Origin of the sequence: Neobacillus dielmonensis (assembly GCF_000612665.1) — a bacterium.
Lineage (GTDB): Bacteria > Bacillota > Bacilli > Bacillales > Cytobacillaceae > Neobacillus > Neobacillus dielmonensis.
Genome location: NZ_HG942022.1, coordinates 19,792 through 32,084 on the forward strand (window position 1 = coordinate 19,792; position 12,293 = coordinate 32,084).

At 43.7% G+C, this 12,293-nt stretch carries 11 protein-coding genes; all 11 read left to right on the top strand.

Features of this window, described 5'->3' with window-relative positions:
• Window positions 1-181 precede the first annotated feature (181 nt).
• On the top strand, window positions 182-1,723 hold the full coding sequence (locus BN2425_RS00885) for an NADH dehydrogenase subunit 5 (protein ID WP_042454069.1): 1,542 nt from the start codon (window positions 182-184) through the stop codon (window positions 1,721-1,723).
• Entirely contained in the window at window positions 1,708-4,326 is a 2,619-nt protein-coding gene (locus BN2425_RS00890) for a DUF2309 domain-containing protein (RefSeq protein WP_042454071.1), read from the top strand. Before BN2425_RS00885 ends, BN2425_RS00890 begins: the two co-directional genes overlap by 16 nt.
• A 93-nt stretch (window positions 4,327-4,419) precedes the next feature.
• A complete protein-coding gene (locus BN2425_RS00895; RefSeq protein WP_042454074.1) occupies window positions 4,420-4,785 on the top strand; it encodes a DUF2294 domain-containing protein in 366 nt (121 codons plus the stop codon).
• A gap of 17 nt (window positions 4,786-4,802) precedes the next feature.
• The gene (locus BN2425_RS00900) at window positions 4,803-5,294 is read left to right on the top strand and encodes a hypothetical protein (protein WP_042454077.1); all 492 of its coding nucleotides are present in this window, start codon (window positions 4,803-4,805) and stop codon (window positions 5,292-5,294) included.
• Window positions 5,295-5,544: 250 nt separating this feature from the next.
• The gene (locus BN2425_RS00905) at window positions 5,545-6,255 is read left to right on the top strand and encodes a FadR/GntR family transcriptional regulator (protein WP_042454079.1); all 711 of its coding nucleotides are present in this window, start codon (window positions 5,545-5,547) and stop codon (window positions 6,253-6,255) included.
• A gap of 87 nt (window positions 6,256-6,342) precedes the next feature.
• Window positions 6,343-7,428, top strand: coding sequence for a tartrate dehydrogenase (locus tag BN2425_RS00910; protein WP_042454081.1), 1,086 nt, complete (start codon window positions 6,343-6,345; stop codon window positions 7,426-7,428).
• Window positions 7,425-8,168: an SDR family NAD(P)-dependent oxidoreductase gene (locus BN2425_RS00915; protein ID WP_042454083.1), complete on the top strand. Its 744-nt coding sequence runs from the start codon at window positions 7,425-7,427 to the stop codon at window positions 8,166-8,168. The genes BN2425_RS00910 and BN2425_RS00915 overlap by 4 nt, the downstream gene beginning before the upstream one ends.
• Before the next feature lie 3 nt (window positions 8,169-8,171).
• On the top strand, window positions 8,172-9,629 hold the full coding sequence (locus tag BN2425_RS00920; protein ID WP_042454085.1) for an aldehyde dehydrogenase family protein: 1,458 nt from the start codon (window positions 8,172-8,174) through the stop codon (window positions 9,627-9,629).
• A gap of 75 nt (window positions 9,630-9,704) precedes the next feature.
• Window positions 9,705-10,556, top strand: a complete 852-nt coding sequence (locus BN2425_RS00925) for an energy-coupling factor transporter ATPase (protein ID WP_042454087.1) — start codon at window positions 9,705-9,707, stop codon at window positions 10,554-10,556.
• Complete coding sequence (locus BN2425_RS00930; RefSeq protein ID WP_042454089.1) at window positions 10,557-11,453, top strand: energy-coupling factor transporter ATPase; 897 nt, start codon at window positions 10,557-10,559, stop codon at window positions 11,451-11,453.
• Window positions 11,437-12,279, top strand: coding sequence for an energy-coupling factor transporter transmembrane component T family protein (locus BN2425_RS00935; protein ID WP_042454092.1), 843 nt, complete (start codon window positions 11,437-11,439; stop codon window positions 12,277-12,279). Before BN2425_RS00930 ends, BN2425_RS00935 begins: the two co-directional genes overlap by 17 nt.
• Window positions 12,280-12,293 lie beyond the last annotated feature (14 nt).

A 12,293-nucleotide genomic window follows, 5' to 3' on the forward strand; every position in this document is an offset into this window, starting at 1 on the left:
TTTAGAGTTGCCGGTTTTTTTGTTTTTTGGCTTTGTTAAATTTGGCTGTTGATTTCCGCTCCAATCAACAGGTTTTAAAAATCAACATTATTGTTTAACAGAGCCTTGTTTTTAAAGATTTATTGAAAAATCGAAATAGCAAGATTGATAGTATTAAAATTTATGGGGGAGAGAGATAGAAATGTCCCATTATCTAGAGTTCATGACAATACCTATGATATTTTTAATCATTTTCGGAATTTCCATGGTATGTTCAATTGTCCTGCTATGGAAAAAGGTTCCGTTACATTATGTCCGCTACCACATTATCATGATTTCGGTACCTCCTATCGTTGCCTTGTTGGGATTGTTTATTGACCATCGAACTGAGTTGGTTGGGCCTTGGCGTTTTGACTCACTTTCTTGGCTGCTAGCCTTTTTTGTCCTTACGATTGGCTTGATTGTGCAGCGTTTTTCTGTTCGATATTTGTTCGGTGATCGTTCTTATCGGAAATATTTTACACTGCTGACACTCACTACGTTTGCGGATAGCCTTGCCTGGCTCAGCAATGATCTTCGCCTTCTGCTGATCTGCTGGGGAGTAACCCTTTTGGGGCTGACGTTGTTGATCCGCTTAAATAAGGAATGGCAAGTAGCAAAAAATGCGGGGACCTTTGCAGGTCGGCAATTTTTGCTCAGTTGGTTGATTTTGCTGCTGGCTGTGGTTTGGCTATCCCAAGCGACAGGACACTGGCAGCTATCTCTCATACTGGAGAATCTTGCACAACTAGCTCCGTGGGAAAGAACAGGGATTAGCATCCTATTAATTGTTGCGATGATGATTCCGGCAGCACAGTTTCCATTCCAACGTTGGCTGTTGGATTCGGTAGTGGCTCCAACACCTGTTTCAGCTGTCATGCATGCCGGTATCGTCAATGCTGGTGGAATTATGTTTACTCGTTTTGCACCACTTTTTAGCGGCAATTCAGCACAGGTCATTCTGCTCGTTTTATCTGGTTTTTCCATTCTACTAGGGACCGGAATTATGCTTGTCCATGTTGACTATAAACGGCAGTTGGTAGGTTCAACTATTGCTCAAATGGGGTTCATGCTGATTCAATGTGCATTAGGCGCCTATTTGGCAGCCATTATTCATGCGATTTTACATGGACTATTCAAAGCGAGCCTGTTCCTGCAGGCCGGATCTGCCGTTCAGCACGGGGGGACTCATTCCCTCAAGAATCGTCCGATACCTTATATTTGGGTAATCATCGGCGGAATTCTGGGTCTCATTACCAGTATTGGTTATTGGCTGACTACTGGTGGAGAAGGCTATCAAATCATCAGCACCCTGATACTAGGATGGTCCGTGATGTTTGCTTGGACTGGACTGGTTGCTTTTGGACAGGGCCGGGTGGGCCGAATTGCCGGGTTCATGATTCTTGCCGGAGCAGTACTCATGTTCCATTTTATCCATTCGGCCTTAGACCGTCTGTTACATGAAACTATTCTGTCTGCTATGCAGCCACCTGCTCCTGCTGTCATTTGGGTCCTGTTGATCTTGTTGGGAGGTAGTGCTATCGGTTTATGGCTAGCACACAAACGTTCCTCAAAAGCATTTACAATCACTTATCTATGGCTTGTCCATTTGGGTGAGCCGCATAAAGATTTAGTCGAAAGTCATCCAAAATATTTGGCAAAATCCTTGTCTTATAGGGGGGCATACAGATGGCAACAACATTAGCCAGACCATTAAATTGGGAAAAGATACCGGAAGATCTTAGTCTTGATATTCATGATTTAGTAAAATCAGCTAGCGATGTCATCGCACCGCTTGGCCCGATTAGCCGATTTGCAGCACGCAGTCCCTGGGCCGGCTTGGAAAAGCAATCCTTTGAACAGACGGCACGCTTTTTCAAAAAAATAAGCGATATCGAGTTATTTCCCAAAGATTCTGTTTTACAAACAGCGCGCAATCAGGACGAAATTGATATTCATTTTTTAGAAAAAGGCCTGCAGCAATGGCTTGAGCACCAGGCGATTGAACTTCCTTATACAACTGCACAGGAGTTTTGCCGCGCAGCACTTACACAAAATCCGCTGTCGTCTGATTTAACGGTACTTCCCGAAGTGAAGAGTTTGGCAAAGAGACTGAGGGGCTATAAGTTCCATCTGAAGGCAAGACATTCCGTGAAACCCCTTAGTCAGCGTTTTGACCAGATGAACGGTGAGTGGGTGTTAAGAGAACTCAACCGAAATATGATTAAGTGGTGTAAATTGTTCTTGGATGAATCACAGGCCGTCTGGTCCATGCCAAATCGCGACGAAGGCTTCTATCAGGCATGGCGAAAAATGGCTTCATTGGATCCAGCCTTAACACAAGAGGAGCGTAAACGGATCAAAAACTTACCGAAGGAAGCGGATCTTGCTTTAATAGAGAGTTTGTCTCAATTAGGAATTTCCTATTCTGATACGCAAGACTATCTTGAGGCACATTTGCTTGCCCTGCCAGGATGGGCAGGAATGATGCTATGGCGTTCCCAGCAGCAAGTAAAGGATTGTTCCTTCCTTACTGACTATTTAGCGGTACGGATTTCAATGGAGCTTGTTTTGATGAAGCCTTATCTTCCTTTACTTAAACAAGGAGGCGAAGAGGACGGGCTCCTGGAATCATTGGTTGCTGCCTGGCTTCATTGGGGGAACCTTCCGATTAATGCATGGTATAAGATGCCTGCTTCGGAACAAAAAGCCCGATTGAACCTTGCTTGGCGGTTTGATCAAATTGTCCGCAACAGACTTTGGTTGGAAGCTTGGGAAAAAACGTATGAAAATCAATTGATGGAACAAATCGTTTCGAAACAGCAGACAGCCTCTAGCCAAAAACAACCTTCATTGGCCCAATTTGTCTTTTGCATTGATGTACGGTCAGAACCTTTTCGCCGCAGTCTCGAACATATTGGTGGTTTTGAAACCTTTGGAACAGCTGGATTTTTCAGTTTGCCAATTGAAACGTGCAAACTCGATCACCACCATAGTCATCCTTCCTTGCCGGTCATGTCCAAACCGCAATTCAAGGTGAAGGAATACTTGCCGGAATCGCAATACCAACCATTTCACGAGCGGCAGCAGGCAGTACATTCACTGAGCGGTACATTCAAAACGATGAAGCACAACCTGCTTGCCAGCATGCTGCTGCCAGAGGTTAGTGGACCATGGCTTAGTATGCAGACGTTGGCCCGAACGTTTTTACCAAGAAGTGCAGGACGCACGTTCAGGAAATTGCTTGACACGTGGACCATGAAGCCTGATGCCCAACTTACAATCGATCGAATAGAGCGCCCTAAAACGGAGCTGCCTGTCGGTTTTTCAAATGAGGAGAAAGTGCACTATGCGGAGCAAGCCTTAAAAATGATGGGACTCACCGACCATTTCGCCCCATTAGTGGTGATCTGCGGACATGGAAGTCATAGCATCAATAATCCGTATGCAGCTTCTCTAGATTGCGGAGCATGCGGCGGGGCCTCAAGTGCCTTTAATGCGCGGGTGTTGGCTGAAATGTGCAACCTTGCCATTGTACGGCAGGCCCTAAAGGCAAGGGGAATCTCGATTCCAGAAGATACTGTTTTTGCTGCGACCGAGCATATTACCACACTAGATGAATTACACTGGGTTTATCTTCCACAGCTTTCGGATCAGGCTGAGGAAGCATATACCCACATTCAAGAGGTACTGCCAAAAGTGAGTGAAGAGGCTAACGCCGAGCGAATATCAAAATTACCGAGTCTCAAAACTAACCTTAAAAACCCTCATGCGGAAGCCGAGCGACTTTCAGAGGATTGGAGCGAGATCCGTCCAGAATGGGGGCTGGCAGGGAATGCGGCGTTCGTCATTGGGGAACGAAGCTTGACTGAGGAGTGCGATCTGGAGGGAAGAGTTTTTCTTCATAACTATAACTGGAAAAAGGACAAAAACGGTTCCCTGCTTGCCGGGATTATTGCGGGACCGGCAACGGTTTGCCAATGGATTAACCTGCAATACTATGCATCCGCGGTTGCACCACATTATTATGGCAGCGGCAATAAAACCACCCAGACCGTGACAGCAGGAATCGGAGTGATGCAGGGGAATGCCAGTGACCTATTATCTGGACTCCCATGGCAATCGGTAATGCAATCCGATGAATCACTCTATCATGCACCGATCAGGCTGCTGGTGGTCATCCAGGCGCCAACGGAATATGTGGAGCGATTGTTGAATCAAGACCGCACCTTTAAACAGAAAGTCCAAAACGGCTGGCTGCGGCTTGCGTCGATTGACCCGGAAGGAAACTGGAAGAGCTGGTCTTAACGGGACCACGATGAACTATATACTAACAGGAATAATCTTTGGTTATAAAGAGTAATAAAGCCATCTAGAACGTATTGAAGGGAAAGAACCAATTTGGAGAAGTCAAAAGGCACGCTGGAAGCTGAAATTAGTAAAGCTTTAACTCAATGGGAGAAAAATTACCTGGGACGCGGTTCCATTTCTGTGAAGACAGATATATTGCGCGATATGGTGATTGTTACATTGAATCGGATTTTAACCCCTGCTGAATATGCCTTATGCAGGGATAAAGATGGAATGTTATCGATAAAAAAGACACGAAACAGCTTGGTGGAATCAGGTCTGGAAGACTTAAAGCAAATTCTCTTATCGCTAACCGGTCAGGAAGTCATCAGTTTTCATACTGATATTAGTACCCAAACTGGTGAAAGGGTCATGGTCTTTAAACTTTCAGGTGATTTGGAGAAACAACTATCCTAAAAAATGGAGGGAACATAATGAATAGGGACGAAAACAAAAAAGTGCTGTTTGTGATCGGAATGGAGCAAAGTTCGGAAAATCTATTAAAAGATAAAAGCAATCTTGACCATGATCATATGATTGTCTTGCAATCTTATGGGGCAGTCCTTGAACCGTTCAGTGAGCTCATGCGGGACATTATCCTGGCTGTTTATGAGGAAAATGTGGAAGAAATATTCGTTGCTGTTCCAAACGTGGAAGTAAAGAGTATAAGAGAGACGATTAAGAAAATAGTTGATAATAAAGAATTAAAAGAGAAGATTCAAACTTTGGATTACCTGTTTCAAAATTGCATGCCAGAATACCCTAATGGCAGCGTAAGAGGCTGGCTGGAGGGTAATCAAGCCTCTAACAACGGTACGAAATCCGCGGCCGAAGTGATTCGAAACCATCCATTGATACCTTCCAATGTAAAAGTGACCGAATTATCGGTTGGAAGCATAAATCAAGCACAAATGGCTGTTCTATGAGAATAGTTGGAAACAGCTATAAGCACATGAAAACTCATACCGTTACAATGAACTGCACCCAAATTGTTGGACAAAATACTAACATTTGGGGTGCAGTTTTTAAATGCAAAAATTTTAATAGAGCAGTTATTTTTAAAATTAGTCAATAAATTATTTAAATAATATGATAATTAAAAATATATTGACTTTTCCAAAATATGTCTATAAAATACTCTTAAGTTATCATATCATATGAAGAGTTAAAAGGGAGGTGAAAACCATCGCTATCAAACGAAAATCCCTCGTCGATGATGTGATTGACGTCTTTTTAAAAGATGTGGAAAATGGCTTGTATACATATGGAGATAAATTACCTTCCCAGAAAGAATTGGCCAATCACTATCAGGTCAGCTTAATCGTGATACGCGAAGCACTGACTAAATTATCTGCAGTAGGAATGATTAGTTTTCATCAAGGAAAAGGTACCTACCTAAATAAAATAGAACAAGGAACATTGAATACTCCTGAATTCTCCTCTCTTATTTTTCATAATATCAATAGCCTCCTTGAAATTGTCGAAGCCAGACAAATCGTTGAGAGCGAAACAAGCTCATTAGCGGCTAAACGTAGAACCCATCATAATCTTACAGAAATCGAAAATACGATTGTTGGCATGAAGGAAAGCTTAAAGAACAATGAAAATTTTGCCATGTGGGATGTTGAATTTCACCTTGCTGTAGCGAAAGCTTCCAATAATCAAGTCCTCCAAAACTTGACAACACTGCTGATTGATAGTTATCGTTCAGAAATAGCTAAATTTTTTCAAGTACCAGGTGTGATTGAAAAAATCTTAGTGGAACATGAAAGCATCTACTATCAAATTTTATATGGTAATAGTAGAAAAGCTTCTTTCATTATGCGTAACCATCTAGAATTACCGGAAAAGGTTTTTTCAGCAAAAATGGCCGAATCTGAGACATAGCGAAATGTTTTTGCACCTTTCTTTGATTTTAAGCCATTTATAATAGTTTGATCTTACTATTCTATCAAAAAGAAAGGTGGACAAAATATGACCAACTATCAGGTTGCAGTAATCCCTGGAGATGGAATCGGCCCGGAAGTAGTGAATGAAGCTGTAAAAGTTCTTGAACTTCTCAACAAGCTGGATTCTACTTTTCAAATGGGATTTACTACATATGATTGGAATAGCGAGTATTTCCTAAGAAATGGAAAGATGATGCCGGACGACGCCCTTGATACATTGAAAAACTATGATGCGATTTTATTCGGAGCAATAGGCGATCGGCGGGTGCCTGATGATGTGACAGTATGGGATCTTATCATGCCAATCCGTAAAAAATTCAACCAGTATGTTAATTTGCGGCCGGTTAAGTTATTGAAGGGAGTACCTAGCCGCTATCAAGGGGAAACAATCGATTTTGTTATTGTCAGGGAAAACGCTGAAGGCGAATATTCCAATAGCGGCGGCCGATTGTACCCAGGTACAGAACAGGAGATCGCCATCCAAAATACGGTTATCACAAGGACTGGTACGAAAAAAGTAGCCAGGTTTGCGTTTGAATACGCGAAACAGCACGGTAAAACGACGGTTACCAGCGCGACAAAATCCAATGCGATCATTCATTCCATGAAACTTTGGGATGAGGCTGTAAAGGAAGTAGGAAAAGAGTTTCCGGCTATCAATCTGCAAAGCTATTATATTGATGCGCTTGCCGCTTATTTTGTTTTGCGGCCCGAGGATTTCGAAGTGGTTGTGGCATCCAACTTGTTCGGGGACATTTTAAGTGACCTAGGCTCCGCACTTGTAGGCGGCCTAGGGCTTTCCCCTTCAGCCAACTTAAATCCGGAAGGAGATTTCCCTTCCATGTTTGAGCCAGTCCATGGATCTGCTCCCGATATAGCTGGAAAAGGGATTGCTAATCCGATTGCGCAAATATGGTCGGCAGCCCTTATGCTCGAGCATTTGGGGAGAAAAGATTTAGCAGATGTTATTTTGGCCGCTATTGAGCAGGTCCTCGTACAAAAACAAGTACAGACACCTGATTTAGGCGGCAGTGCAACGACGATGGACATGGGACTCGCCATCAGGGAAGCAATTCAACTATTACTATTGGTTAAGGAGGGGCAGTCATGAAGCGCTTAGAAAATAAAGTTTTGGTGGTTACCGGTGCACAGGGAGGCATGGGGAAAGAAACTGTTAAACGATTTTTAGAAGAAGGAGCCTTTGTTGTCGCTGCTGATCTAAATGTGGACGGGGTAGTGGAAACGGAAGCTCTCTTGCCGGTTGCAGCGGATTTAACAAAAGAAGAGGAAGTTTCAAATGTTTTTTCATCCGCTATGAGGAAATTTGAGCGTATTGACGGGCTTGTCAATCTTGCAGGCATCGCCCAGGCGGCCACACCGATTGAGGGAGTGAGTTTAGCAGATTGGGAGAAGATTATCCGGGTTAATGCAACGGCTCCATTCCTAACTTGCCGTGCTGCTGTACCTCCAATGAAACAGCAAGGGGGCGGCGTGATTATCAATGTCGCATCCATTTCCATGGTTAGGCCTAGACCTGGCTTAAATGCCTATATCGCTTCAAAGGGAGCGGTTGTTTCCTTTTCACAAGCGTTGGCCATTGAATTAGCCGAGTACGGGATTCGGGTCAATGTGGTCAACCCAGGTCCAGCTGATACGAGCATGCTTGGGAAATTTTCGTCAAAGGAAGCGGATATTGAGTCAACAAAAGAGACCGTTTTTAAGAAAAGTGTCCCAATGGGTAGGCTGATTGATCCACTCGATATTGCCAATTCCTTAGTGTATTTGTGTTCAAAAGAAGCATCCATTGTGACAGGTGCTGTTTTAAATGTAGATGGAGGAAGGGGGATTTGACGAGTGACTGCAGTCGATGCTCAAGTTCAAGGCTGTTACATTGACGGTAAGTGGGTAGTTCCTAAACAAGATCGATTGATCGAGGTGAAAAATCCAGCGGACGGTTCCAGTTTGGCCTATGTTCCACGGGGAGATAAGGAAGAAATAAACCTCGCTGTAAAAGCCGCCAAAAAAGCCTTTCATTCAAGAGAATGGAAGACGCTTAGTCCTTACCAGCGGGGAAAACTTCTTTTTCAGGTAGCGGAACTCATTCGAAACAATAAAGAAGAATTAGCCCAATTAGAAACAGTAGATGTCGGAAAGCCACTGAATCAATCGGCTGTGGATGTGGAAATTGCGGCGCGTTATTTTGAGTATTACGCTGGTATCGCCGATAAGATATTTGGAGAAACGATTCCCGTGGAACCAGGCATCATTGATTACACGGTTCGTGAACCGATTGGAATTGTCGGACATATTATTCCGTGGAATTATCCATTGCAAATAGCTGCTCGAAGCATTGCTGTTTCCATTGCCACGGGTAACGCTGCCATTCTGAAGCCAGCAGAGGATACCCCGTTAACGACGCTTAAGCTAGTGGAATTAATGGAGCCTTTAGGGCTGCCAAAAGGTATTGTAAATGTAGTCACCGGTTACGGCCATGAGGCAGGGGCGGCCCTTTCAGGTCATCCTGAAATCAACCATATTACGTTTACAGGTTCGGTGGAAACGGGGAAAAGGGTGATGGCGTCTGCGGCACAAAATATTGTTCCCGTAACCCTTGAACTTGGTGGGAAATCCCCCAATATTGTCTTTGCAGATTGTAATCAAGAACAAGCACTCGAGTGGGTACGGAAATCGATTATTCAAAATGCCGGTCAAACTTGTTCAGCTGGATCTCGTTTAGTCATTGAAAGATCGATAAAAGATCAGTTCGTTCGAGAGCTTGCAGCAGCGATGGAGAAGCTTTCCATCGGCCCTGGAATCGACAATCACGACCTCGGACCAGTGCTCTCGAAAAAACAATTTGACATCATCCAAAGTTTTATGGATTTGGCCAAGAAAGATGGAATCAGGATCGTAACGGGAGGAGAGCGCAAGCAAATTGAGGGGTATGAAGCAGGCTATTACCTTCAGCCCACCATTTTAGATGACGTTCCAGCAACCCATACTCTTGCCCAGGAAGAAATTTTTGGCCCTGTATTGACTGTTACCACTTTTCAAACAGAAGAAGAAGCCATTGAAATCGCCAATGGTACTCCATATGGACTGGTTGCTGGGGTATGGACGGAAAACGTCGGCCTGGCCCACCGTGTTGCTAGCCAACTTCAATGCGGTCAAGTATTCATCAATCATTATGGCGCAGGTGGAGGGATGGCGCAGCCATTTGGAGGATACAAAAAAAGTGGTTTTGGCCGGGAAAAAGGGTTAGAGGCATTGCGCAATTATACGCAGCTCAAGAATGTTGCTTTGAAATATTAAGGACGTTTTACCCGTAACGATGATATTTTAATGAGTTTTGATACTTGAAAATTATAAAAAGGAAAGGAGAATGAAATGGAGCCGCTTATTCGTTTAGAAAATGTTTCGTTTTCCTACAAAATCAATGAACAAACGAAAGTACCTGTCCTTAGGGATATTGATTTTTCGATTTACCCTGGAGAATATGTGGCGATCATTGGTCACAATGGATCAGGAAAATCCACGTTATCCAAACACCTTAACGGAATCTTAACCCCGGACAACGGGGATGTCTGGATTCATGGGTATAACACGAAGAATGTTAATCAGAAACGTGCGATTCGTCAAACGGTTGGCACAGTATTTCAACATCCTGATAACCAAATTGTGGCGACCATCGTGGAGGAGGACGTCGCATTTGGACTAGAGAATATTAACATTCCACGGGAAGAAATGAGACAGAGAGTCGATGAAGCTTTAGATGTCGTCAAAATGTCCCCGTTTCGCCACCGTCCACCGCATCACCTCTCTGGAGGACAGAAGCAAAGAGTGGCAATTGCCGGTGTCTTGGCAATGAGGCCGGAGTGTATAGTGTTTGATGAAGCAACTAGTATGCTGGACAGTTTTGGCCGAAAAGAAGTCCTTCAGGTAATGAGAAAAATGAACGATAAGGGGATGACGATTATTACCGTCACCCACCATATGTCCGAAGCGGCAGAGGCGGATCGAATTATCGTTATTGAAGGCGGACAAATTGTGATGGACGGCCCAGCGCGGGAAATTTTTAAGCATAAACACGAATTAGAGCAGCTGCAATTGGAAGTGCCGGCTGTCAGTCAAATGGCTGAGCTGATCCACAACCGTTTTGCAGAATTTTCAAAGGATATCATCCAAGAAAGTGAGTTCATTGAAGAAGTGGTGAAATTATCGAAAGAGGAGGTGAGCTAAATGGCGGGCAGACCAATCATCGAAATTGAAAATTTGTCTCACACCTATATGAAAGGAACCCCCATGGAACATGTTGCATTAAAAGGGGCCAACCTTTTTGTAGAAGAAGGGGAATGTGTCGCCATTATTGGCCATACAGGGTCTGGTAAGTCGACCTTGATCCAGCATTTCAATGGACTGATGCGTCCGGAATCCGGAAAAGTCCTCATTGATGGGGAAGATTTGTCAAACAAAAAGGTCAATTTGAAAACGTTGAGGCAGAAAGTGGGACTTGTTTTCCAAAACCCGGAGGATCAAATTTTTGAAAAAATCATCGGGGACGATATCGCGTACGGTCCATTCAAACTCGGTCTTCCGTTAAAGGAGGTGAGGGAGCGCGTAAAGTGGGCCATGTCCGTTGTTGGGCTGGATTTCGAGGGAATGATCGACAGACAAACGTTCGCTTTAAGTGGTGGACAGAAACGTAAGGTAGCCTTGGCGGGAATTCTTGCTTTAAAGCCCAAAATACTAGTATTAGATGAACCGACAGCTGGTCTCGACCCACGGTCAAGGAATGAACTGCTGGATAATATTAAGCGATTAAACAAAGAAGAAAAATTAACCGTCATTTTTGTGTCGCACAACATGGAGGAGGTTGCTCTTCTTGCTGATCGGGTCTATGTGATGGCGGATGGAACGGATGTGTTAAACGGCACCCCTAAAGAAATTTTTACGGATAAAGAAAAACTGCAGCGTTATCATATCGGTACCCCAGAATCTGTCCAGGTTCTTTATCGATTAACTGATCTTGGTTATGAAGTAAAAACGGATGCTTTTTCGATTACGGAAGCAGCCAACGAAATTATCAAGGTTCTTGCCTGCAAGAAGGAGTGTTCTAAGCATGTCCAGCGAATTTGAAATATCCAAACGGATTACCATCGGCCAATATGTACCAACCGGTTCGTTCATCCATCGATTGGATCCGCGAGTAAAAGTCTTTGCTTTTACGATTCTTGTATTGGCGATTGCCCTTAATACAAGTTATATTGGAAACACGATTGGTTTGGTCCTATCACTTTATTTATTCTGGGTATCCAAAATCCCGATTCGTTACGGGCTATCAGGCATCATTCCAGCTATTCCATTCATTGTCATTCTGGCTGTTTTGCAGCTGCTTTTTCAAGGACAGCTTTTTTCACATGGTAAAGTATATGTGGATTATGGTTTTATCTTAATCACCAGTGAAAGTATACGCCTGGTCGTTGTTTCGGCCGTTCGCTTCGTTGAAATTATCTTCTTAAGTAGTGTTCTTACCTTAGCTACCTCCACGACAGAGTTAACACATTCCATTCAAAGCTTACTGAGTCCGTTAAAGAAAATAAAGTTTCCTGTCCACGAAATCTCCCTGATTACCACCATTGCGATTCGCTTCGTGCCGACCTTTGCCATCGAGATGGAGAAAATGATGAAAGCACAAGCTTCGAGGGGAGCTGACTTTGGTACCGGGGGCTGGTGGAGAATTATTCAGAGAACGAAAGAAACGTTCCCGATCATTATTCCATTATTTAATATCGCCTTATCAAGGGCGGAAGATTTGATTTTGGCAATGGAATCCCGCTGTTACACACCTGGGGGCGAAAGGAGCTCCTACACCACGTATCAGATAGCAGCAAAGGATTATCTTGCATTAGTGACCGGACTTTTATTTGCTATTTTGTTGTTTGCTTATCCTTTTCCTATTTAAAAAACAAGGAGGAA

Coding starts and splice junctions, on each gene's coding strand:
- BN2425_RS00885 (WP_042454069.1), top strand. CDS start 182: ATGTCCCATTATCTAGAGTTCATGACAATACCTATGATATTTTTAATC.
- BN2425_RS00935 (WP_042454092.1), top strand. CDS start 11,437: ATGTCCAGCGAATTTGAAATATCCAAACGGATTACCATCGGCCAATAT.
- BN2425_RS00915 (WP_042454083.1), top strand. CDS start 7,425: ATGAAGCGCTTAGAAAATAAAGTTTTGGTGGTTACCGGTGCACAGGGA.
- BN2425_RS00910 (WP_042454081.1), top strand. CDS start 6,343: ATGACCAACTATCAGGTTGCAGTAATCCCTGGAGATGGAATCGGCCCG.
- BN2425_RS00890 (WP_042454071.1), top strand. CDS start 1,708: ATGGCAACAACATTAGCCAGACCATTAAATTGGGAAAAGATACCGGAA.
- BN2425_RS00930 (WP_042454089.1), top strand. CDS start 10,557: ATGGCGGGCAGACCAATCATCGAAATTGAAAATTTGTCTCACACCTAT.
- BN2425_RS00925 (WP_042454087.1), top strand. CDS start 9,705: ATGGAGCCGCTTATTCGTTTAGAAAATGTTTCGTTTTCCTACAAAATC.
- BN2425_RS00900 (WP_042454077.1), top strand. CDS start 4,803: ATGAATAGGGACGAAAACAAAAAAGTGCTGTTTGTGATCGGAATGGAG.